General features: G+C 70.1%; 17 protein-coding genes and 2 pseudogenes. 8 read left to right on the top strand and 11 right to left on the bottom strand.

Features of this window, described 5'->3' with window-relative positions; all coding sequences use genetic code 11:
* Positions 1-918 (top strand): annotated as a pseudogene (locus FMQ63_RS33255) (hypothetical protein); the annotation flags it as partial.
* Between the two features lie 51 nt (positions 919-969).
* Here FMQ63_RS33255 and FMQ63_RS33250 read toward each other — a convergent pair.
* From FMQ63_RS33250 to FMQ63_RS33225, 6 genes are all read right to left on the bottom strand, one after another.
* A complete protein-coding gene (locus tag FMQ63_RS33250; protein ID WP_011554153.1) occupies positions 970-2,103 on the bottom strand; it encodes a hypothetical protein in 1,134 nt (377 codons plus the stop codon).
* A complete protein-coding gene (locus FMQ63_RS33245; protein WP_011554154.1) occupies positions 2,100-2,870 on the bottom strand; it encodes a type III pantothenate kinase in 771 nt (256 codons plus the stop codon). The genes FMQ63_RS33250 and FMQ63_RS33245 overlap by 4 nt, the downstream gene beginning before the upstream one ends.
* A 13-nt stretch (positions 2,871-2,883) precedes the next feature.
* A complete protein-coding gene (locus tag FMQ63_RS33240; protein WP_011554155.1) occupies positions 2,884-3,888 on the bottom strand; it encodes a biotin--[acetyl-CoA-carboxylase] ligase in 1,005 nt (334 codons plus the stop codon).
* A gap of 30 nt (positions 3,889-3,918) precedes the next feature.
* Positions 3,919-4,554 (bottom strand): hypothetical protein, encoded by a 636-nt coding sequence (locus tag FMQ63_RS33235; protein ID WP_011554156.1) that lies wholly within the window; start codon positions 4,552-4,554, stop codon positions 3,919-3,921.
* The gene (locus FMQ63_RS33230; RefSeq protein WP_011554157.1) at positions 4,532-5,449 is read right to left on the bottom strand and encodes a HEAT repeat domain-containing protein; all 918 of its coding nucleotides are present in this window, start codon (positions 5,447-5,449) and stop codon (positions 4,532-4,534) included. The genes FMQ63_RS33235 and FMQ63_RS33230 overlap by 23 nt, the downstream gene beginning before the upstream one ends.
* A 66-nt stretch (positions 5,450-5,515) precedes the next feature.
* Positions 5,516-7,939, bottom strand: a complete 2,424-nt coding sequence (locus FMQ63_RS33225; protein WP_011554158.1) for an HTH domain-containing protein — start codon at positions 7,937-7,939, stop codon at positions 5,516-5,518.
* Between the two features lie 239 nt (positions 7,940-8,178).
* Here FMQ63_RS33225 and FMQ63_RS33220 point away from each other — a divergent pair, with 239 nt between their 5' ends.
* Positions 8,179-10,236, top strand: a complete 2,058-nt coding sequence (locus tag FMQ63_RS33220) for a PQQ-binding-like beta-propeller repeat protein (RefSeq protein WP_020478841.1) — start codon at positions 8,179-8,181, stop codon at positions 10,234-10,236.
* A gap of 13 nt (positions 10,237-10,249) precedes the next feature.
* Here the strand turns inward: FMQ63_RS33220 and FMQ63_RS33215 are convergent, their stop codons facing one another.
* Positions 10,250-11,164 (bottom strand): hypothetical protein, encoded by a 915-nt coding sequence (locus FMQ63_RS33215; RefSeq protein WP_026113898.1) that lies wholly within the window; start codon positions 11,162-11,164, stop codon positions 10,250-10,252.
* Positions 11,165-11,215: 51 nt separating this feature from the next.
* Here FMQ63_RS33215 and FMQ63_RS33210 point away from each other — a divergent pair, with 51 nt between their 5' ends.
* Entirely contained in the window at positions 11,216-12,247 is a 1,032-nt protein-coding gene (locus FMQ63_RS33210) for an alpha/beta fold hydrolase (protein WP_011554161.1), read from the top strand.
* Here the strand turns inward: FMQ63_RS33210 and udk are convergent, their stop codons facing one another.
* Positions 12,248-12,883, bottom strand: a complete 636-nt coding sequence (gene udk, locus FMQ63_RS33205) for a uridine kinase (RefSeq protein ID WP_011554162.1) — start codon at positions 12,881-12,883, stop codon at positions 12,248-12,250.
* 69 nt (positions 12,884-12,952) lie between these two features.
* Positions 12,953-14,605, bottom strand: coding sequence for a DUF692 family multinuclear iron-containing protein (locus tag FMQ63_RS33200; protein ID WP_216608824.1), 1,653 nt, complete (start codon positions 14,603-14,605; stop codon positions 12,953-12,955).
* A gap of 82 nt (positions 14,606-14,687) precedes the next feature.
* On the opposite strand from FMQ63_RS33200, the gene FMQ63_RS33195 reads away from it, so the two are divergent.
* The 4 genes from FMQ63_RS33195 (at position 14,688) to FMQ63_RS33180 (ending at position 19,207) form a co-directional block, all read left to right on the top strand.
* Positions 14,688-15,539, top strand: a complete 852-nt coding sequence (locus FMQ63_RS33195) for a GNAT family N-acetyltransferase (protein WP_011554164.1) — start codon at positions 14,688-14,690, stop codon at positions 15,537-15,539.
* Between the two features lie 229 nt (positions 15,540-15,768).
* Positions 15,769-16,602: a hypothetical protein gene (locus FMQ63_RS33190; protein ID WP_225909308.1), complete on the top strand. Its 834-nt coding sequence runs from the start codon at positions 15,769-15,771 to the stop codon at positions 16,600-16,602.
* A 297-nt stretch (positions 16,603-16,899) separates the two neighbouring features.
* A complete protein-coding gene (locus FMQ63_RS33185) occupies positions 16,900-17,598 on the top strand; it encodes a response regulator transcription factor (protein ID WP_011554167.1) in 699 nt (232 codons plus the stop codon).
* Positions 17,567-19,207, top strand: a complete 1,641-nt coding sequence (locus FMQ63_RS33180; protein ID WP_020478842.1) for a HAMP domain-containing sensor histidine kinase — start codon at positions 17,567-17,569, stop codon at positions 19,205-19,207. The genes FMQ63_RS33185 and FMQ63_RS33180 overlap by 32 nt, the downstream gene beginning before the upstream one ends.
* Here FMQ63_RS33180 and FMQ63_RS33175 read toward each other — a convergent pair.
* Entirely contained in the window at positions 19,195-20,373 is a 1,179-nt protein-coding gene (locus FMQ63_RS33175) for a hypothetical protein (protein WP_020478843.1), read from the bottom strand. The two genes, FMQ63_RS33180 and FMQ63_RS33175, sit on opposite strands and share 13 nt — an antisense overlap.
* Before the next feature lie 7 nt (positions 20,374-20,380).
* Entirely contained in the window at positions 20,381-21,706 is a 1,326-nt protein-coding gene (locus FMQ63_RS33170; protein WP_011554170.1) for a hypothetical protein, read from the bottom strand.
* A 251-nt stretch (positions 21,707-21,957) separates the two neighbouring features.
* Between FMQ63_RS33170 and FMQ63_RS33165 the strand changes: the two are divergent.
* Positions 21,958-22,266: pseudogene (locus FMQ63_RS33165) on the top strand (hypothetical protein); the annotation flags it as partial.

The raw sequence follows: 22,266 nt of genomic DNA, 5'->3' as shown, positions 1-22,266 counted from the left end.
GTGCCCCGTCCCTCCGCGCCGGCCCGCCCTGCCCCGCCGCCCGTCGCGGTGGCGCCCGCGGCCGACGCCGCGGAGCTGCGCAGCCTGCGCGCGAAGGTGGCCGAACTGCAGGCCGAGCTCGACGACTCGCGTGGCGCGGCGTCCCACGCCGAGGAGCGCGTGCGTGACCTGGAGGCGCAGTTGGAGAGCCAGGCCACGGAGCTGGAGACGGCCCGGGCGTCCTCGGGGAAGAACGACAAGGACACCTTCGCCCTCCGCGACGCGGCCAACAAGAAGGACAAGGAGATCCTCCGCCTCAAGACGGAGCTGAATCAAAAGGACCAGGAAATCATCGAGCTCAAGGACGAGAGCCTGGAGCTGGAGCAGAAGGCCAGCACCGCCGAGTCCGAGCTCGCCCAGCGCGACGCCCAGCTCAAGACGCTGAGCGCCCGGGCGGAGTCGCTCGCCACGGACCGCAGGCGCGTGGACCAGCAGTTGGCCGCCGCCAAGGAAGAGGCCCGGGGCGCGTCCGCGCAGCTCACCGCGCTGCAGACGGAGCTGGACCAGCACCAGGCCCAGGCGCATGCCTACGCCGCGGAGCTGGAGGAGCTGCGCGCTCGCGCGGGGCAGCTGGAGGCGGACGTCCAGGCCGCGCAGCATGAGGCCGAGGACCTGCGCGTCCAGGTGGGCCAGGCCCAGGTGGAGCTGTCCGAGCAGAGCAGCCGCGCCAGCGCGGAGGCCGACGAACTGCGCGGCCGCATCGCCGAGCTGGAGGCCGCCACGGCCCGCAACGAGGAGCGCGTGACGCGCCTCTACGCGCGCATCAAGAGCGAGGAGAAGCTGCGCGAGAAGACGAAGAAGGCGCTCGTCATCGCGCAGCAGCTCCTGGACGAGCCCGCGTCCTCGGTGGCGGACGACGCCAGCGAAGCCGCGGCCTAGTCGCACGGGCCGCGCTCCCCGGGCCACCCGTGCCCGGGGCACTGCCAGCCCCTACCCCTGCTTCTTCGGGGCCGTCTTCTTCTCGTGCAGCTTCTTCGCGAAACCCTGCACGGCCGCGGGCACGTTCTTGTCGCGGCTGAGGTCCTTCAGCTCGGCGTCGCGGAACGAGTTGAGGAACTTCATGGTGACGGTGAGCGGGACCTTGGGGTTCTTCACCAGCGCCATCTTCACCTTGTGGTTCTTCGTCCACTCGCGGTTGCTGTAGATGACGCGCAGCACGTCATCCATCATCGCGCGGTTGGCGGCGCACGAAAGCACCTCACCGTCGGTGATGCGCGGGCTGCGGATGACGGCCACCGCCACCAGCTTGTTCGTCTCGCGGATGAGCGCGGTGCGGGCTTCCTTGTTGCCCAGCGTGGCCAGCTTGATCTTCTCCGCGATGGACATGCGCATGACACGCTGGGCCAGCGTCAGGCGCTTGCCCTCCTCCATGGGCGCGGCGGACTCGTCCGCGGCCTCCTGGAACTCCTGGAGCACCTCCTCCGCGGTGGGGCCCTGCGGCGGGGGCGCCTCCGCGGCCTCGGGGCCGAAGACGCGCACGCGCGCGGCCTTCATCTGCGGCACGTCCATCAGCGTCAGCCCGCTGCGCACCGCGAAGTCGCAGACGTTGTCGACGAGCGACACCGGCGCGCTCGCGTTGGCGCAGAGGTTGCGGAGGATGTCCTCGTGGCGCAGCAGACGGAGCTGGTTCTGCCCGATGATCTCCGCCAGCTTCGGGCTGCAGTCCTTCGCCACGTCCGCCACCGCATCGTCCGGCGTGCTGGCGTTGAGGACCAGCATCTCCGCGTAGGCCTCGTTGCCCTTCACGAGCCCCAGGAGGAAGCCGAGCACCTGCGGCTGTACCTCTTCGTCACGCAGCGCGGAGCCCAGAATCCTGTCCGGCAGCCCCGCGGCCGTCTTCGCGGCCGTCTCGCGCACGTTCGCGTCCGGGTCGAACGTGAGCATGTAGAGCGCGCCCACCATGTCGGAGGGGCTGAGCGGAACGAGCGACTTCGCCGCCATCATCCGCAGCGGCACCGGCGCCGCGGGGTCCACGTGCTTGCGCAGGTTGGGCGGCAGGAACTCCGCATCGAAGGGACAGCCCGGAGGCGGCGCCGGGACGGCGTTGGGAGCGGCAGTGGTCATGACGCGTGATTCCTTCCGTAGATGATGCGCAGGCCCTCGAGCGTGAGGAACTCATCCACCTGGTGGATGGCCTTGGACTCGCTGGCCACCAGCGACGCGAGCCCTCCGGTGGCGACGACCTTCACCGGAAAGCCCAGTTCGGCCTGCATGCGGGCGCAGATGCCGTCCACCATGCCCACGTAGCCGTAGACGAGCCCGGCCTGCATGGAGTGCACGGTGTTGCGCCCGATGACATGCGGCGGCCGCGCGAACTCCACGCGCGGCAACTTGGAGGCATTCTGGAACAGCGCCTCCATGGAGATGTTGATGCCGGGGCAGATGCAGCCCCCCAGGTACTCCCCCTTCGGCGACACCGCGTCGAACGTCGTCGCGGTGCCGAAGTCCACGACCAACACGCCGGCGTGGTGTCTCTCGTAGGCGGACACCGCGTTGACGATGCGGTCCGCGCCCACCTCCCGGGGGTTGTCGTAGAGGATGGGCATGCCCGTCTTCACGCCGGGCCCGATGAACATGGGACGGACGCGGAAGTACCGCTCGCTCATCTTCTCCAGGTTGGACTGGAGCGGCGGCACCACGCTGGAGACGACGACCGCGGTCACCTTCATCGGGTCGATGCCGCGATGGGTGAAGAGCTGCCGGACCAGGATGCCGTACTCATCCGAGGTGCGGCGCGTGCTGGTCTCTACGCGCCAGTGGTCGAGCAGGCGCCGGCCCTCGAACACTCCGAGCACGGTATTGGTGTTGCCGACGTCGATGGCCAGGAGCATGACACCGCGCACTCTACCGCCGTGGGCGCAGCTGCTCCACGTCGCCCGCCAACACACGTTCGAGCGAGCCCTCCGCCGTCCGGACCAGCAGCGCCCCGGATGGGTCGATGTCCTCGGCCCGCCCCCGCAGCTCGTGCCGGTCGGTGCGCACCAGCACGTCCTGCCCCAGAGTGGAGGACAGCGCCTTCCAGCGGGCACGCACCGCGTCGAAGCCCGTGTCCAGGTAGAGGTCCAACCACTCCTCCAGCCGCGTCCAGAGCGACGCAGCGAAGCGAGCCCGGTGTACCGGCTGCCCCAGGGCCAGCGACAACGACGTGGCGGTGGCCCGCAGCTCCTCCGGAAAGTGTTCGACCTGGGAGTTGAGATTGACCCCCACGCCCACGATGACGAAGTGCACGCGCTCGGGTTCGGCGGACAGCTCGGTGAGGATTCCCGCGACCTTGAGGCCGTCGATGTGGACGTCGTTGGGCCACTTGATGGCGGCCTCCACGCCCGCGTCGCGCAGCGACTCCGCCAGCGCCACGGCCGCCACCAACGTCAGCTCCGGCGCGCGCTGGGGCGGCAGGCCGGGACGGAGGATGGCGGAGAAGTAGAGATTGAGGCCCGGCGGAGACACCCAAGTGCGGCCCCGGCGCCCCTTGCCCGCGGTCTGCTGCTCGGCCACCACGACCTCACCGTGCCTGGCGCCGTCCTGGGCCAGGCGGAAGGCCTTCTCGTTGGTGGAAGGCAGCGATTCGTGATGGTGGATGGTGCGGCCCAGGTCGCGGGTGTCCAGCAGCGGGCCCACCTCGAGCGAGGTGAGCCGGTCCGGCACCGCCACCAGCCGGTAGCCTCGCGCGGACACCGCCTCGATGCGGTACCCCTTCGCGCGCAGGGCCTCCACGTGCTTCCACACCGCCGTGCGCGACAGGCCCAGCTTGCTGGAGAGCGCCTCACCGGAGGTGTAATCGCCCCCGCTTTCCGACAGGAAGCTCAGGATGAGCTCTTCCTGGGTCTGCTCGTTCGCATTGGCGGCCACAGCGGCACCTCGTGGAGAGTCTCCACCGTATCAGCCCGAAGGCGGCGCCGCGCCGTCCCGAAGCTGCCAGGCCGTCAGCTCCAGGGAGGTCTGCGGCATCAGCTGGCCGTTGGTCTCCACGGCCATTTCGATGCGCACCATGCCGACGCCAGGCGCGAACGTCATCGTGTTCACCAGCGTGGCCTTGGCGTCCACCCGGTTGCGGCCCTCCACCTGGACACAGCGCGGGAAGGTGCCCGCGGGCGTCTCACAGGAGTCTCCCGCCTGGACGATGTGGTAGCGCTCCGTGGAGGACACGGACACCACGTTCGTCCACGAGTGCCCGGTCCTCACCGGACCGCGCAGCAGGTAGCGCTTGGGATCTCTCAAGCCGTAGCCGTCCAGCGAGAGCTGACCGCCCTGGCTGTCATGGAAGACGCCGGCCTCTTCCTTGAGAATCTCCACGGTGACTTGTTTGTCGTCGCGGCCGTTGATCCGGTAGGTCCAGCTGTTGCCCACCGCGAGCGGGTAGTACTCGGACACGTCATCGGTGCTGGCGCTCGCGCCCGCAGCCGCGTCGACGTTCTTGGAACAGCCCGTGCCCAGCACCAAGGCCGCCAGCACCGCGGCCCCGCCCATGCCGAATGAACGCTTCATGTCGATGTCAGTCCGCGCGGCCGGGGCCACGCGCCTCCGCAGGTGAGTGCTTACGTGATGCGTAGAGCGTGTCCAGCGCCTGTTGCGCGGCGGCCTGGACGGCGGGCGCATCGTGCCCCTGCGCCATCGTGTAGAGATAGGCCTCCGCCTCCGGGCCACCGATTTCGCCCACCGCGAAGACAATCTCCTGCACGAAGCCCAGGTCACGGCCACGCGCCAGGTCGATGAGCACGGGCACGGCGACTCGCGCCTTCATCTCCACGAGCGAGCCCATCGTCCTGCGCACCGTCTCTGCGTCGGTCGCTTCCTTGAGCCGGTCGATGAGCAGCGGCGCGGCCGCCGGGTGCTGCCGTTCCGCCAGCGTGCGCAGGCTGAACTCCCGCACCCGCGAGTCCGTGGCCTTGAGGTCCAACACCAGCGCTTCATCGGAGCGGTCCAGCGCCGTCAACTGCATGACGGCGGACTCGGTCACCTGGCGCAGCACGTTGGTCAGCGCCGTGCGCATGGCCATCTGCCGTCCCGCGGGCGAGTCCTCCTCGACGGGCGCCTCTCCGAGCCCGACCAGTTCGTAGCGCTGGGGCAGACTCCCACCGAAGCGCTCCAGGACCAGGTTGGCACCCACTTCGGCGAAGCTGCGCGGATCACCGTCCTTCAGCACTTCGCGGGTGAAGGGCACGTCCAGCGTCATGCGCCAGGGCCGCTCCTCACGAGGCGCCTCCGCGCCTTTCTGCTCGAAACGGCCGGAGTCTTTCAGGGCGGCGGTGAAGAGCGTGGCCACGCCCTCGGGATCCAGGCCCAGCAGGGCGTTGTCCCGCAGGGTGGCCCCAGAGAGTTCCACCGGCGCCACCGGGTAGCGCGGCGACTGCCACCGGCAGGCACCGAGCATCAGGACGACGCAGGAGGCGAGCAACAGGACCGGCTTCATCGCTCCCCAGGGTAACACCTGGAGAGCGACGGCGCCGACCAATCCCTCACCTCCTGGAGTGCCGCGTCAGCTATCGCGCTCCCCGGACGGCCCCTTGGGGGGCACGGACGAGTCAGCGGGCGGCTCACCGTCGGTGGGAGAGGAAGCAGGCTCGCTGACCTGCGCGCCCTCCACGAATCCAGAAGACGTCGTCGTCGCGGCACCAGGGACCACTTCGCCCGCCGAGCCGTCCGGCACGCCCGCCTGCGTCTGCCCCGAAGTCAGAGCAGCCGATGACGTCTCCTCGGAAGGAACAGTCCCGGACACGTCTGCCTGCGTGGCGACGCCCACGGACGCGGATGCCGCTTCGCCGGAGACTGCCCCGGAACCGGCACCATCACCCGCCGAGGCAATCGCTTCGCCCGACACGGCACCTGGGGCAGCAACCGAGCCCTCGCCACTGTCAGCGCTTGCTTCGACCGACTCGGAGACGGGAGGTGCCTCGCCTGCGCCGTTGGCAGCAGGAGACTCGACACCCGTCGCACCGGCTCCGGCAGTCGATACGCCTGTGGCACCGACAGAAGTCGCCTCTCCAGCGACGTCCCCAGCAACCGTATCTCCGCCAGCGCCCGCAGCCGAGGCTCCGGCCTCGTCAGCGGCGGCACCAACAGCCACAGCAACCAAGGCACCCGCCTCACCCGCAACCGAAGCGCCCGCCTCACCCGCGGCAGCGGCCTCTCCAGAAGCCCCCGCCTCACCAGGAGCTCCGGTGGCACCGGCCTCACCCGCGCGGCTCCCACGGCCGCGACGGCCCCGGCGACGACGGCGGCGGCGCTTGCGGTCACCCTGTGCCCCTTCGGCACCGGCCTCCGCGGGAGTTCCATCGGGACGCGCACCACCCACGAAAGCGCTGGCGGCCTCGAGGTCCTCATCCTCCCCGTCCTCGTCGTCGCCCTCCTCATCGTCCTCGCGGCCCTGCAGAACCGGCGCGGCCGGAACTGGAGCGGCTTCATGCGCATCCCCGGCGGGAGCAGCCGAAGCCTCCTCCGTGGAAGCCCCCGCGGTGGCCTCGGCTTCACGAGCCTCACGGGCCTCGCGCGACTCACGCTCACGGCGGCGCTTCTCACGCGGACGCTCGCGCTCCGTCGGCGCCGCGGCCTCGGTGGGCTCCTCGCCCTCCCGTGCCTGCTTCTCGCGCTGACGCTCCTCGCGGCGCTTCTGGGCCTCCTCGGCGTCCAGCTTCGCGGCCTCGAAGAACTTCTCGTCGACCTCGTACAGCGCGACCTGCGTGACGGAGACGGCCGTCTCCGCTTCCAGGAACTTCTCGCCCAGCGCGTCACCGCACCAGAGCATCACCAGCGAACCATTGGCCTGCGCCTCGGTGCGCGCATCACCGCGCACGTCACCCGCGCTCACCAACAGGCCCACCTGCGCCGAGTAATGGCCCAGGTCACGCCGCAGCTCCTGCACCGACTTGCGGTCGATGCCAGGGGTGCCCTTCAGCATGCGCACCGCGTAGCGCAGCTCCACGCTGCCCTCGCGCTTGCGCGCCGTGAGCAAGGGCCCTTCCTTGGACCGCTTGGCAACCTTCAGCTCGCGGAAGCCCAGGCCGTGCATCATCTTCACGACGGACTTCTCGAACGTACCGACGTCCAGCTCGCCCAGGCGCTTGCGCAGCCCACGCGCCACGGAGCGGCGCGCGTCCTTGAGCGCGGCGCGCAGCGTGGACACCAGCGCGGCATCCGCAGGGGCCTCGCCCGCGGCAGCCGGCTTGCCCAGCACCGGACGGCCCGCCTCCAGCGGAATGCCCAGCGCCTGCGCGAACGCGGCCTGGAGCTCCAGCGGCGGGGCCTCGCTCGGGGCGCCAGCGCGCTCCAGCGACACCTCTCCAGAGTCCTTGTTGAAGGCGTACTGCGGCCGGCGGCCCGCGTCGATGCGACGCTGGTTGTCCTCCAGCAGCGCGGTGAGCACCGCCTCCACCGTGGTGTCCTCGGCGCACAGCTCCTTGACCCGGGCGTGCTCGATGATCTGCTCGGTGCGCAGCCCGATGTCCGACTCGCTGAGAATCTCGAACACCACCTCGGGCAGCGGCGGGAAGCGCTTGCGGCGACCGCCACGCTCCTCGTCCTCGTCGCGGCGGCGCTTGCGGTCGCTGCCACGGCCCGCGACCCGCACGTTGTCCGTGCGCGGCTCCGGGTGACGCTCCGGCGGACGCAGCGGCGGCAGTTCTTCTTCAGGATGCGGCTCCACCACGCCGGTTTGAGCCAGTGCCTCGACGTCCTCGGGAATCGACCAGTCAACCAGCGCGAAGGTATCCTTCGCCGTCACAAGTACCTTGCGATCCCGCGTGCGGCGCGCCATGGCTGCGAGGCGCGACAGCATCGTCACCTCAGGCGTCTTGCCCACGTGGGAGAGCAGGCTCTGCTGGATGGACTTCTCGGTAATTTCAAGGAAGTGGAGGGGACGACCTTCGCTCTCCAGGATGCGGAGCGCGGCCTCGTAGAATGTCATCGAGTATTCCCCAGGAATTCCGAACGGTTACAAAAATGTAGGTCCGTATAGGCGGCGGATGCTAGCCATCGCTAAACTGGCTTGTCAACGAACGCAAGATGACCCGCATACGCATCGGACAGCGCTGGAAACGCGAACCCGCGGCTTCCCCGCTCGATTCCATCGCACTGGAATTGGACGGGGTGGACCTTCTGTCCGGGGCCGTGGAGGAGTCTCTAGCAGAAGTCGTCCCCTCCCTGGTGCGCTCAGTTGCGGAGCTCGCGGGTGGACGTCAGAAACTGGCCCAGGTCTCCCTGCCCGAGGCCCACCTGGAGCTGGTGCTCCGCCGCATGGGGCCGGAGGTGGAGCTGCTGGTGGCCAACCTCTCCCGCCCTGCCCGGCTGATGCGCCCGCCCGTCCGGGTGGAGTTGGAGGAACTGGTGGAGGCGGTCCGGGAGGCAGGCGAGCGATTCCTCGCCGACGTCACCCGGGCTGGGCCCAAGGCGCTCGCCACCACCGTGGGGCAGGCCCTCAAGGAGCCGCTGAAAGGCCTGAACCGGCCCGCCCGTCCACCTGACGAGGCGCCGGCCCGGCCCGTCACCCGGCGCGTGGAGCCCACGGAAGTCCCAGGCTTCGGCTTCGAACTCAGGGATGCCGGAGCTCCCATGAGCCGTGGCGCCGCGCGAGGAACGGCCGGACTGCTTGCGCCCCTGCTGGCAGCGGGCGAGGTCTGGCTGTCGCTGCCCGGCAAGCCCGAGGCCTGGCGCGTCCCCAGCCCGCCGTTCCTGACGGCGCTGGAGCTGTCGCGACTGGCGGTGGAGCTGGCGCGCGCGGTGGAGCTGGGCGAAAGCCGCTTCGAACTGGCCCCCGCGGGCGCGAAGCCTTCGCTCCTGGTCGACCTGAAGACGGGCCAGGCGAAGGCGGGACGCACCGGGACGCCCTTCCCGCTCACGGGCACCGTGCTCGCCGCCGCCCTCTTCCACCTGGGCGAGTCCCTGGCCGCGGCCTTCGCGGAAGCGGACCACGCGCTGGTGGCCAACCCGTACCGAATGGAGCTGGCGGAGCGCTGCCGCGAGGGCCTTTCGCACCTGCGAGGCCCCGTGCAGCCCCCCGAGGCCAAGGGCGCGGCCCGCGAGAAGAAGGCCCGGGCCACGGGCCAGGGCACGTCACGGCCGTTGAAGGTCCCCGGCCGCTTGCGCCGGCTGCGCTTCGCGAAGCTGTGGGAGAAGCGCGGTCTGCCGGACGCGGAGGAATCGCGGCTGCTGCTTGGCCGGCACGGACCGGTGTACTGCGCGCCGCACCTGGCCTCCGCGTTCTCCCGAAAGGACGGAGAACTGCTGTGGAGGCGCGCCGCGGCGCTGGGTGTGGCCGCGTCGGCGGATGGCCACGCGGTGGCGGCGGACATCGCGCGCGTCTACGGCTTCACGGGCCGGGGCGGTGGCGCGCGCTGGCTGCATGACCACGACGGAATCCCGCTGGGCCCGCTGCTGCTGCGCAAGGACGGCCTGCTGCTCACCTTGTCCGAGGACCGCACCGTCGTGGCCTTCGCGGAGGCCACGGGCCGCGAGGTCTGGCGCCTGGCGCCGCCGCGCACCCAGCGCAGCTGGCTGGCCACCCAGGGACACCGCGCGCTGGTGGGCACGGACTCGGGCTACCTCTATGGGCTCGACCTGGAGGATGGACAGGTGCGCTACCGCATGCGCGCGCCCATGCCGTTCCACGGGCCCCCGGTGGCCTGGGGCCGGCGATTCCTGGCCATGCTGGGCCGCGGCTCGCACTGGGCCGTGCTGCTCGCGGACGCGCACACCGGCGAATCCGTGTGGACGTATGAGCCGGACCTGTCCCACCTGTCCGCGCCGTTGCCCGTGGGCTCACGGGTGTTCATCGCCGGAGAGCGCGAGCGCGAAGGCATGCTGCTCTGCCTGGACACGAAGGGCCGGCGCCTCTGGGAGCGCCCGCTCAACCTGGGCCCTGGCCCCTTTGCGTTGGCGTCCCTCCCCCGCGCGGTCGTGGTGACGAGCGCCTCGGGCGCCGCCACCCGGGTGGCCGCATCCGGCACGGTGGACTGGCGCGTGGGCGCCGCGGGCGAGCCGCTCATCAGCGCGCTCCCCGCCCATACCGCGCGCGACATCACGCTGGTGCCGGGGGAGCGCGTCCGCGCCGTGGACCCCCGCGGCGGGCAGGTGCTCGCGGAGGTCCAGGCCGGCGTCGGGCTCGTCGCGCTCCAGGCCGACGTGCGCCTCAACCTCTACTTCCTGGACGACGCCGGCACGCTGTCCGCGTACCGGCTCGGCTCTCACTTCACGGTGGTGGAGTAACCCCCGCGAAGGCCTAGTTGGCCGCGGCCTTCGACGGGTCGATCTCCTCCTCGGGCCGCTCTTCCTGGGTGGCGCCCTCCCAGGTCTCGCCAGCGCCGAGCTTCCATTCCGACGGCACGTCCAGCTTCCACACGTAGGTGGACGCCGCGGTGCCGCCCGACGCCGCGCTGGAGGAGAGGTTGATGGTCATCTCCACCTTCGCCACCTCGTTCGGGAGCAGGTCCAGGTCGTAATGGCCCAGCATCATCTGCGGGGGGAACGCCCGGACGAAGCGCTCCGGGTGGTCAATCTTCATGGACGGGTCGGCGCCGCGCATCTCGCCCAGCAGCTTCCCCTTCGCGTCCGTGAGCTTCCACACCGTGTCGAACGTTGCGCTGGTAACCATCTTCAGCACCTTGCCGTCATCCTTGAGCACGCGCTGCGCGCCCCACACCGCCAACTGCAGGCGGATCTGCGGCTTGCCCAGCACCATCACCACGTCGGAGGAGATGATGTCCAGGCGCATGCCCTTGTCCGTGGCCGACCACACCGGGCGGTAACGGCCCTCGCGCAGGCTGTCGAACGTCTTGCGCGTGTACTCGTAGAAGGCCTTGCGGTCCTTGGCGCGGTCATCCTTCGCGCCACTCTCCTCGCGCTTCTCCAGCTCCAGGAGGTAGTCGTCGAACTTCGTGTTCCCCTTGAAACGCGTCAGGTGCGCATCCACCTGCTCGAAGTAGTTCTTGAAGAAGGGCTTCAACTCATCACGGTAGCTGGCCTCGTCCGGGTTGGCGCGCATCCAGCCCACGCGTTCGAGGTACTCCGCTTGAATCCGTTGCTGATCCGCATCCCGCTGAGCCTCCAGCGCGCGACCGCTCGCGCTGCGATAGCTCATGACGGCGGCCAGCAGCACACCCGCGACGATGACGATGACTCCGAAGTAGCGCTTCACGCGGCAGTCTCCTGTGCCTTTGTCCCGGCAGTGATATGAAAAATCCCCAACGTGATCCAGGCCACCGGGACCCACCTGTTCACCACGCCCCTTCCCTTGGAGGAAGGAGAGCTGCTGGGCAATCCCCAGGTGGCGTGGGCGGCCTATGGAGAACCATCAGACGGCAAAGCGGTGGTGTTGCTGCACGACCTCGCGCATTCGCACCTCGCGTTGGGCCCGCCTGAGGACTCGGCATACCAGCCCTCCGGCTGGGGACGCGCCCTGGTGGGGACGAACCTCGCGTTGGATCCCGCCATTACCCCCGTCTTCTCTCCCGGGTTGCTCGGCAGCCCTTTCGGCAGCACGTCGCCCGCGACGGTGAATCCCGCGTCAGGTGAACGCTGGGGGCTCGAGCTGCCGCCGCTCACGGTGCAGGACATGGCTCGCGCCGTGTCGGCCACGCTGCGCGCGCGGGGACTGACGAAGGTGCGCGCGCTGGTGGGCGTGGGCCTGGGCGCCCATGTGGCGCTGCGACTGGCGTCACTGTTCCCCGACCTGGCCGAGGGCGTGGTGGCCATCGGCGCGGCGCGCGCGCTGCCCGAAGGCGTGCGCGAGAAGCTGGGCCTGTCCTGGCAGGTGCTGCGCGCGGACCCGGACTACCGGGACGGCCTCTACGCGCTGGATGCGCCGCCGCGAAAGACGATGCGCAAGCTGCGCCTGGACTTCCTGAAGCTGCTCTGCGGGCGTGAGTTCCTGGCCTCCGTGTACCCGGCCCCCGAAGCGGCCCGCGCCGCGCTGGAGGCGGAAGCGGATGCCTTCGCGGACGCCTTCGACGCGGTGTCCTGGGCGTCGCTGTGCTCGGCGTATGCGGGCAGCGACGTGTCGGACGGCTTCTCGCGAATCCGTGCGCGGGTGCTCCTGGTGACGGGGACGTCGGATGCCATGGCCCCGGTGAACCGGGTGCGTGACACCTACCACCTGCTGAGCGCCGCGGGCGTGAGCGCCCGTTTCCTCGAGCTGCCGGGGCCCGGGGACCACGCAGCACTGCTCCAGGACGCGGAGCGGCTCCATGCCCCGCTGAGCGACTTCCTGCGGCGGTGCTGACTAGTCCCGATTCACGGCGCCAGAGAGCTTGCCGCGAAGCGCGCCCACCAGCATGCCGATGGCAATCTCGTTGTTGCCGCCGTGCGGGATGATGATGTCCGCGAAGTGCTTGGACGGCTCCACGAAGCCCATGTGCATGGGCCGCACGTGGCGCAGGTACTGGCTCACCACGTGGTCGAAGTCGCGGCCACGGTCCTTGATGTCGCGGGTGAGGCGCCGGAGGATGCGAAGGTCGTCGTCCGCGTCGACGTAGATCTTCACGTCCATCTCATCCCGGACCTCCTTCATGTGGAGCACCAGGATGCCCTCGATGAGGATGATGTCGCCGGGGTCCACTTTCTTCGTCTGCGGCGTACGCGACGAAGTGACGAAGTCGTAGACGGGCTTCTGGATGGGCTGCCCGGACTTCAGCGCTTGCAGGTGCTGAACCAGCAGCTCTCTGTCGAAGGCATCCGGGTGGTCGAAGTTCACCTCACGCCTGTCCGCCAGCGGAAGGTCCTTCAAGTCCCGGTAGTATGAATCCTGATCGATGAAGGCCACGCGGCAATCGGCCAATGCCTCGCGTACCTTGCGGGCAACGGTGGTCTTGCCGGACGCGGTGCCGCCCGCGATTCCGACGACGAGGGGGGACGCCATGTGGGCGCGACGTATCTTACCAGGACGACCAGCGCAAGGGTTCGGTCCAATCCCGGACAATTCTTCCCGCTATCCCTGGCGGATCAGCCCTCGCGCCCTCGCCGCCTCCAACAACCCAGGGGCGACCTCCGCCTCGACCATGGGCCGCACAGCGAGCATTCCCAGGAATTCCCCCAAGGCCGGGGGCACTGACATCACCTCCGGTCCTCCTGCCCTGCGCCGAGCGACGAAGGACCAGGGCCCCGGGCCCGGCCGGCGCGCCACCTGGTTCAGCGAATCCAGGCCGGACAGCTCCAACGTGCCACACGCCCACGCACGGGCCGTGAGGTGCCGGCGCACGGCTCGGGCGGAATGGACCAGCTCGGACAGGTCCACGGGAAGCGACCCGACCCGCACGTCCTCCATCAACCCCACCTGCCCCGGCGCGGGCGCGGGCACCCGCCGCGTGAACAGCGACGGCAGCAGCATCTCCAGCGTCAGCGCCGCCGATGCCCCCTCATCCGGTGACTCGCGCAGGCGGCGCATGGCCCAGGACGCGAAGGACTGACCGGGCGTCCGCGCCACGGAGTCGAAGAGCTTCCGGTACTCCTTCGAGCCGGTGAAGGCCGCCAGCCCCTCCCGCGTGCCCGCGAGCAACAACCGGGTGAGTGGCCAATCGCGGTCCAGGACCTCCGCGACCACGGCCAGGCGGAAGTCCTGGTCCGCCAGCGTGCCCGCTTCGTCCTCCACGGAGGCCGCGGGCGCAGCGGCGTAACCGGCGTCGAACAAGGCCCAGGGCTGGCTGTCCTCCGTGAGTGGAGGCACGGCCGCGACAGCCGCCGGGACGCGCCACGTCAGCGGCGGGCGCGCTCCCGCGGGCACCCACTGGCGCAGGCGGCGCAAGGACATCCGGGCGACCTCGGGCGGGTGGCCATCCCCCTCGAAGGTGACGGCGCGCAGCGCTGGGCAGCGCGGAATCAACGAGGCCAGCAGGTCGAACAGCTCCTCGCGCACCGGCTGCGTGTGGTCATCCACGTAGAAGCTGCGCGGCCCCCGGTGCGTCACCACGCCTCCGGCGATGTGCAGCTCGATGACCTGGTCGAGCGGAAAGCCGTCCAGCCCCGTCTGCAGCGGCAGGCCGGCGGAGAGTTGATGGCTGAGCAGGTGCCCCAGGTCGAGCAGCAGCGGCGCCCCGGTGCGCGCGTGCAGCTTCGCCATGAAGTCGAGCACATGCCACTGCCCGCGCCGCGCGAGCACCGCGGGGTTCTCCAGCGCGAGCGGCACGGACAGGTGTTGCTGGACATGGAGCGCGTGGGACACGCACGCCTCCAGGCCCGCTTCGTTGAAGGGCGGCGTGAAGTAGAGGTAGCCCGGGAAGGGCTGCCCATCCACGTGCCACCAGCCCACGTCGTTGCCCACCCAGGGGCTCTCCACCGCGCGCGCGTGGGCGTCCAAATCCCTCAAGGCCTGGACGGGCTCCAGCGCGGGGCCCCAGAGGTTGAGGTGGACGGGATGGAAGAGCACCGGGACGTCCTGGCGACGGCGCCACATCTCCGGGAACAGCGAGGCGTGCGCCTTCGACTCTTCCAAGGAGAGCGGCGCGCTGTACTCCACGTAGTCGAAGAGGCCCGGTGACTCATCCAGCAAGCGGTAGGGCTGCGGCACGTCCGCCACGCTCAGATTGCTGCTCAACCCCAGGCCCCGCCAGGGCAGCGTCCACGTCTCGGAAACCACATGCGTCATGCGCTCAACGTAGACGCGCCCCGCGTCCACCGCCACCCGCGACTGCCGGGCAGTGGCGCGATGAGCGCTCCCGAGGTCGGGTATGCTCGCCGATTCCCTTCCCCCCCCAGGAGCCGCGATGCCCGCCCCCTCACGCGTCGAGATAGACGAGTCCAACGCGCAGTTTCGTGGAGCCTGGAGGCTGTTCGCCCTGGGCAGCAAGTCGGGTGAAGTGGTGGAGCGACCCGAGGTCTACATCACCGCCTGCCACGTCGCCTGGTCGATGATGAACTCCGCCTTCCTGCGCGCGCCCGTCGAAACGGAACAAGCGCTGGCGGCCTCGGCGGCCTCCGCGGCGCGCTACTTCTCCGCCGGCAAACATGGCTGGAGCTTCGTCATCTGCGACGACTGGCTGGCGCCCTCCGTGCGCGACAACGCGCCATCCATCCTCGCCTGGTACGGGCTCAAGTCCGAGATGGACGTCACCGGCATGGTGGCGGACCGGCTGGCGCCCTCCATTCACCCACGGCATCCGTTCGCCGTGCGTCCCGTCACGGATACCTGGGGCCGGCAGGCCGTGGCCGACATCAACGCCAACGTCTACGACGTCCCCCGCCACTTCGGCCGTGAAGCCTTCGACGAGGACACGCTCTACACCCCGGACTGCCAGGGCTTCGTGGCGTGCCGCGACGAAGAGGCCGCGGCCAGCACGGTGGTGCTGCGCGTGGATGCCGCCGCCTACGTCGCCCTGGTCGCGACCCAGCCGCAACACCGCCGGCAAGGTGCCGCCGAGGCCGTGATGCGACACGCGCTGGCCAAGGCCCATCAGGACTGGGGCACCGAGCGCACCGTCCTCCACGCCACGAGCGCAGGCGAGCCCGTCTACACCCGCATGGGCTACCGGCCGGTGACGCGCTTCCGCATGTACATGGCGCCACCACCTGGCCAGGGCTGAGCCACACGCGGTACTCGGTACGGGGGAGTAGAAACAGACTCACGCCATTTCGAGAGAGTGACTGGCTTTTTCTACCGAGCTTGAACGCCAGCCGCTCCATCGTATTGAAGAATGCCGCTCCCGCATGAACTGCGGCCCACATTCTTCGATGGCGTGGAGGTTGTGGCAGACTGATCCGTGAGGGGGCTTGCCGCGCGTCTTGCATCGCCCAGCCACACGGAGTCCGCACATGGCCAAGTGGGATGATCTCGTCCTGGCGATTCCACCGCACGGGGGCGGCAGGCATCAGGCTCCCGCCGCGGTCGCGCTGCTGGAGACACTCCTCGGCCTTCACGAAGCACAGCTCACCCTCCTTCGCGGGTTGCGTCGCGACGTCCGGCCGCTGCAGGAAGGTCCCTTTCATGCCGGGCGGCTCCACCTGGAGGCCGTGCGCGCCCCTCAGGCCACCCGCGACGAACAGTTGGAGCGGCTGAAGTCCGCGCGGAGCTGCTTCACGGAAGCCATGGGCACCGAGCGCGACAAGGCGCGGCTGTCGTTCATCGCCCTGCACTTGGGCCTCTGCTGGCTGCTGCTGGGCGCGGAGCGGGATGCGCGGGAGTGGATGCAGCTGGCCCACCGCACGGCCGTGGAGGCCATGAAGGACATCCTGGTGGAAGCCTCGAAGCACCAGGGCCTCACCCAGAACCGGTACCTGGATCCAGCGCTCACCTTCTTCATGTTCTTCACCAGCACGGCCACGCTGGGCGCGGGCTACCTCTTCTGGGACCGGGTGCTCAGCAAGCGCACGGGCACGGTGATGCGGCGCGCGCTGGGGCAGATGCAGGCGCTGGCGGACTACGTGGACATGCTGGGCGATGTCCGCCTCCACCTGGGCGAGCTCCCCCATGACGTCGCCCGTTACGAGCTGACCCACGGCGTGGACGAACAGCAGTCCGTCGCCCGCATCACCATCCGGAAGCTCATCAACGACCGGGAGGCCATCTACTTCAACGGCCGGGAGACCCGGAAGGTCACCTGGAACGACCAGGAACGCTCCGAGGTCATCACCCGCGAGCTGATCTGACGCCGGGCGCTGTCACCGTCCCGTCAAATCCTGTTTTCAGGATTGCCGCGAGCGCAACGTCAGACCTGCCCGCCATAGTAGCGGCACTTCCTTGATGGGGGCGAAGGTGACGGCGCAGACGATGCTCGTGTTCATTCCAGTGATTCTCCTACTCGCCGCGGCGGTTGCGATTCCGCGGCCCCGCCGGCGCTCACGCCGGTAGTGGTAGTCACGGCCGGGGTTGCGCCCCGGCCGTCTCCCTGGCCCGGGCGGGTGTAGAGTGCGGCAGTCGTCGCAACCCTCCCCTCCCGAGCAGCCGTGGCCGAACGTCCCACAGTCCTGGTCGTCGACGATGATCCTCACCTGAGGGAAATCGTCCGCTTCGCGCTGGAGCAGGGAGGCTTCCGGGTGGATGAGGCCGCCGATGGCCGCGCCGCCCTGACGCAGGTCGACCGCGGCCTCCCAGCGCTCATCGTCCTGGACATCATGATGCCGGAGCTGGACGGGCTCGCCGTGTGCCGTGAGGTCCGGCGCAAGCACGAGCTGCCCATCGTCTTCCTCTCCTCGCGGGATGACGAGGTCGACCGCATCCTGGGCCTGGAGCTGGGCGGCGACGACTACCTCACCAAGCCCTTCAGCCCGCGCGAGCTCGTGGCGCGCGTGAAGGCGGTGCTCCGGCGCGCACGGCCCGCGCCGGCCCCGGAGGTCGAAGCGCCCGCGGCGCGGATGCAGTCCCGAGGGCCGCTGCGCATGGATGCGGAGCGCTGGCGCGCGTGGTGGCAGGACACGGAAGTGGTGCTCACGGTGACGGAGTTCCAGCTCCTGGCCACGCTGCTCCGAGTCCCCGGCAAGGTCTTCACCCGGGATGAGCTGATGAACCGCGTCTACGACGATGTCGTGGTCAGCGACCGGACCATCGACAGCCACGTGCGCCGGGTCCGGCAGAAGTTCGCGAGCGCGGGCGGAGACGTCATCGAGACGGTGCATGGCCTTGGCTATCGGCTCGCCCTCCCCTGAGCGCCGCGCGCGCCCGCGCTTGTGGCTGGTGTTCGCCGCCGTGGGCGTGGCGGGGTTCGCCCTCACGCTGGCGGGGCTCGCCTTCGTGCGCGTCTACGACAACCAGCTCATCCGCCAGACGGAGTCGGAGCTGATTGCCCAGGGCGCGGTGGTCGCGGAGGTCTTCCGCGAGCGGCTGCGCGCCACCGTGCCAGAGGGCGCCTACGGCCGCGAGCGCACCGCTCCCTGGCCCTTCCCCATTCCCGACGACACGCGCCTGCGCCCCATCCTCCCGTCGCTCAGGGCCTCGGATGCATCCCTGCCGCCGGGCGACACGCCTCGGCCTTCACGTGTTCCCGCGGAGCCGCTGTCACACGCGGCTGGACTGCAACTGACGCCGCTGCTCGAACAGGTGCGTGCGGCGACGCTGGCCGGCATCCGCGTGGTAGACACCGAGGGCGTGGTCGTGGCCAGCAGCAGCTCCGCCCTGCTGTGGACGACGCTGGCGGACCGCACAGAGGTCCAGCGGGCCCTGCGCGGCGAGCCCGTCAGCGTGCTGCGCCGCCGCGTCGCCGATCCCGAGGACACCCCGCTGGCGTCGCTCAGCCGCGACACCGGCATCCGCGTCACGGTGGCGTTGCCCGTGCTGGAAGGCGATCGCGTCTGGGGCGCGGTGGTGCTGACGCGCACGCCCATGACGTTCGCCAAGGCGACGTACGCGGACCGGTGGAACCTCACCGCCACTGGCTTCGTGTTGCTCGGCGCGGTGGCGCTGATGTCCCTGGCCGCCGCGGCGCTGGTGGGCCGGCCGGTGCGCGCGCTGGTGAAGCAGACGCGCGCCATCGCCATGAGCGACCCTTCGGGCTTCGAGCCCATGGCGCGCCCCGTGGTGGCCGAGCTGGCCGAGCTCTCCGAATCCCTGGCCGGCATGGCCACCGCGTTGCGAGACAGGAACCAGTACATCCGTTCCTTCGCGGCCAACGTGTCGCACGAGTTCAAGACGCCGCTGGCCTCCATCCAAGGCGCGGTGGAGCTGCTGCGCGACAGCGCCGACGCGATGTCCCCCGAGCAACGCGCGCGATTCCTCGCCAACGTGGACGCGGATGCCCGCAGGCTCACCCGACTGGTGCAGCGCCTGCTGGAGCTGGCCCGGGCGGACTCCATGACGGCCACGCCCGCGCAGGTGGAGCTGGGCCCGCTGTTGGAGGGGCTCGCCCTCCGCGCCCGCGCCGACGGTGCCACGGCCATCCATGTGACGGCACCACCCGCGGGCCTGAAGGTGAGCCTCCCGCAGGAAGTGCTCGACGATGTGCTGTGGCAGCTCGTCACCAATGCCCGCCAGCACGGTGGCGACACCGTCCGCGTGGACCTGTCGGTGGAGCAGGCCCCGGAGGCGGACCTGGTGCGCGTGGTGGTGAAGGACCGCGGCAAGGGCATCTCCGAGTCCAACCGTGCGCGCATCTTCGACGCCTTCTTCACCACTGCCCGCGAGCGCGGCGGCACGGGCCTGGGGCTGACGATTGCCCAGTCCATGCTGCGCGCCTTCCACGCGAGGTTGGAGCTGCTTCCTTCCGACACGGGCACCACCTTCGCGGTGGTGGCGCCCGTGCCCCGGCTTCAACGGAAGTAGCTGTCGGAGATGTCCACGGAGTAGCCCAGCTCCAGCGTGGGCGAGGACGCGGCCACCAGGAACTGGCGGAAGTGCAGCGCCTTCCCGGGCAGGCCCGACGCCCCCGCGGCCACGGATTCCGTCGACTCGTACTGCTCCAGGCTGCCGCCCTCGCGCCGATAGTTGAACACCGCGGGGAAGTGCGCGCGTGCGCGGAGCTCCGCCACCGGCCAGGAGACTCGCGGCAACGCCAGCTTCAACCGGCCGGAGAGGTGGAACACGCCCAGCTCTCGCGACAGCACCACCTCCAGCGTCCCGCCCGTCTCTCCCAGCCGCGCCGGAGCGACCTTCAATGCCAGGGGGCCGTTCTCCGACTCCACGGGGACGGGAATGGCATTCAGGGTGACGCGCTCCAGCCGGTGTCCTTCCGGCAGCACCAGTTCCAGCGGCTGCTCGCGGTCCAGGCTCAGCGCATAGCTGACGCGCAGCGTGGCTCTGCCTTCCAGCGTGGACACCCAGGACGCGGTGGCCTCGGTGATGCGCGGCTCGAGCGGCGGGCGCACCTGCTGCTTCTGGCTTTGTGCCACCCGAGCCACCGCCGCGCGCCAGCCGACGCGCAGCATGCCTTGCACGGGATAGACGGCGTGAGACTCGCCTCCCATCGAAGCCAGCGGCTCGGTGAGCGTGAAGACAGACGTGTCCGCCTCCAGCGCCAGCGGCACCGGGGACGCGTGGGGCCCGAAGCGCAGTTGGGCCCGGCGCTCCGGCCCCGCTCCGGGCGAGCGGATGGAGACGCCCACGTCGAAGACGTAGCGCCCGGCCTTCCGCGTGAGCAGGCAGAGGTACCCGTCGACGACGCCCACGGTGCCTTCCTCCAACGAGGGCAACGTGGCCGGGTACGTGTCCGCGTCGAGTTGGAGCAGGCGCACCTGCGTCCAGCGTCCGTCCGCGAGCACCTCCACGTCGAAGTGTCCGTCCACGAAGAGGGCATCCGCCGTGAGCCGGCCCTTGAGCTGGCTCTTCACCAGTGCCTCCATCGGAGGTGCTTCAGCGGGAGCCGTCTGGCGCTGCGCGTAGAGGGGAATCAGCTCCTGAAGCGGCACGGTGGCGGTGCCGGAGGGAGTCTTGGCGGCCGAGCCATCGGCCGTGGTCAGCAGGAGTCCAACGAAGAGCGGTACGGTCCACATGGCGGAATCAGCTCGCTTCCGGGGTGACAGGGGTGGAGGCAGCGGGAGCCACGGCGGCGCGCGGAGGCTCACCTGGCAGGGACAAGTCGGAGAGGAAGGCCCGCACACCAGCGCGGGTGGAGAGCACCATCAGCCCCAGCAGCGCGGCGAGGATCTCCAGCGTGTAGATGAGGCCGGTGTAGCCCTGGAGGATGACGGCGCCGGTGGGGACCACCAGCGTGGCGCCCCACAGCGCCGCGAGCACGGACGTCCGCTCCTTCGGGAAGAGCCAGCGGACGTACACCACCACCGCCGCGCCCAGGCCCACCGCGCAGACGGCGTAGGCGGCGTAGAAGTTCATGAAGGCCGCCAGGTACGCCAGCAGCACGAAGAAGAAGCCGTACACGGACGCCAGCAGGTACGTCTCGTGGAGCGCGAGCGAACGGCGGTGGCGCAACCCCAGGGCCGCGAGCAGCGCGAGCAGCCCCAGGAAGGGCACCCAGGCCCGGGTCGCCATCGTGCCCACCAGCGCGTCGAACGTTTTCTCCGACGGGAGGATGACGCCCAGGTTCACTCCCGACTCCAGCGACTGGAAGGCCCAATCCAGCGTCACCGCGTCGGCCGTGGTGTTCACCGACGACGCGGCCAGCACACCCGACGGGTAGTCGTAGTTCTCCCCTCCTTCGACGGCGACGTGGACGCGCACGTCCCGCGCGGGCAGCGCTGGATCCAAGCGGTACACGAATGAGTTCAGCCCCCGGGCGCGGTAGCGGATGGTGAAGCGGGACGTGGCGCCCTTGGCGATGCGGCCCGTCCACACCAGCCGGTTGCCGGACTCGCCCAGGTCCAGGCTGGACTCCGTGCCGTCGACCAGGAACTGGAGCTCCGACAGCAGCACCTGCGACTTGTCCATCTCCATGGGGAAGATGAACGCCACGTCGATGTCGGTGCTCTCGCGGTTGACCACCGCGTAGTCGGCGTTGAGGGTGAAATCGAAGCCGGAGAAGTAGCGCAGCCCGCGCTTACGGTAGTTCATCTTCGCCTGCACCTCGACGTGCTGGCGGTCGAAGGGCAGCGGCTTCAGCTCGGTGAAGATGGTGCCGCTGTGCACGTAGCGCAGGGACGGCGCGGGCTGGATGACGGGCGCGCCCCAGCGGTCCTCCACCCCGGCGGCCAGCTCCGAGTTGGCGAAGTCCGTCCGGTCCGCCACCTGCCCGGCGATGACGGCCGTGGCGAAGACGACGATGACCAGACTGCCGAAGACGTGGTGGGCCACGAGCCAGCGCAGGGCCCGGCGAAGGGCGCCTTCGGGCGCGCGCGGCGGACGGGGAGGCAGCGGAGGAGGTGCGTTCATGGGCGCAGGATCTGCGCCCCCCGTGCAACGGTGATGGCCCCCTTGTGCGGCTGCCAAGGAATGTTCGTGCAGATTTCGTGCAGGCCGGGATGCAGCTTCACCCGGCCCCGGGTACACTCTGCGTCCATTCCGCGTCCTGGACGCGGCCCTTTCCCTGAAGCCCCGACAAGGTCGTCATGTCCGTCCCTGGAATCGGCTTCCCTGGCCCCTGGCGGCTCCGCTCTGGAGCCGAAGAATACGAACTGCTCGTCATGCGAGCCGTGACAGCCCTCGACGAGCGGGAGCGCGTCCCGGCCGAGCACATCACCTGGCAGCTCGACCATTGGCTGACCTCCGCCCGCAGGCCCCTGCTGGAGATGTACGAGGCCTTGGGTGGCATCCTTCCGTGGAACGCCAGCTCGCTGGACCGCGCCCGGCAGGACGCCCGCGTGCGAGACCGGCTGGTGCAGGCGCTGGAGCGCCGTGAGCTGGTGGCCCTGCGCGTGCAGCGCCGCGCCGCCGCCTGGGCGTGGCCGGAACCGGCCCTGCCGCCCCCCCGGCCCGAGCCCACGAGACGCTCA

This window comes from Myxococcus sp. CA005 (assembly GCF_006518205.1).
GTDB lineage: Bacteria > Myxococcota > Myxococcia > Myxococcales > Myxococcaceae > Myxococcus > Myxococcus xanthus.
Note: the sequence above shows the minus strand (reverse complement) of the source record. Positions and strands in the feature narration are given on the sequence as shown.

What these genes read in the sequence shown, in the direction of transcription:
- FMQ63_RS33245 (WP_011554154.1), bottom strand. Translation starts at nt 2,870, where the DNA reads ATGCTCCTGGCCATCGACGTCGGCAACACCAATACCGTGCTCGGAGTG.
- FMQ63_RS33175 (WP_020478843.1), bottom strand. Translation starts at nt 20,373, where the DNA reads ATGTGGACCGTACCGCTCTTCGTTGGACTCCTGCTGACCACGGCCGAT.
- FMQ63_RS33200 (WP_216608824.1), bottom strand. Translation starts at nt 14,605, where the DNA reads ATGACGCATGTGGTTTCCGAGACGTGGACGCTGCCCTGGCGGGGCCTG.
- FMQ63_RS33180 (WP_020478842.1), top strand. Translation starts at nt 17,567, where the DNA reads ATGGCCTTGGCTATCGGCTCGCCCTCCCCTGAGCGCCGCGCGCGCCCG.
- FMQ63_RS33170 (WP_011554170.1), bottom strand. Translation starts at nt 21,706, where the DNA reads ATGAACGCACCTCCTCCGCTGCCTCCCCGTCCGCCGCGCGCGCCCGAA.
- FMQ63_RS33250 (WP_011554153.1), bottom strand. Translation starts at nt 2,103, where the DNA reads ATGACCACTGCCGCTCCCAACGCCGTCCCGGCGCCGCCTCCGGGCTGT.
- FMQ63_RS33190 (WP_225909308.1), top strand. Translation starts at nt 15,769, where the DNA reads ATGGCCAAGTGGGATGATCTCGTCCTGGCGATTCCACCGCACGGGGGC.
- FMQ63_RS33225 (WP_011554158.1), bottom strand. Translation starts at nt 7,939, where the DNA reads ATGACATTCTACGAGGCCGCGCTCCGCATCCTGGAGAGCGAAGGTCGT.
- udk (WP_011554162.1), bottom strand. Translation starts at nt 12,883, where the DNA reads ATGGCGTCCCCCCTCGTCGTCGGAATCGCGGGCGGCACCGCGTCCGGC.
- FMQ63_RS33195 (WP_011554164.1), top strand. Translation starts at nt 14,688, where the DNA reads ATGCTCGCCGATTCCCTTCCCCCCCCAGGAGCCGCGATGCCCGCCCCC.
- FMQ63_RS33230 (WP_011554157.1), bottom strand. Translation starts at nt 5,449, where the DNA reads ATGAAGCCGGTCCTGTTGCTCGCCTCCTGCGTCGTCCTGATGCTCGGT.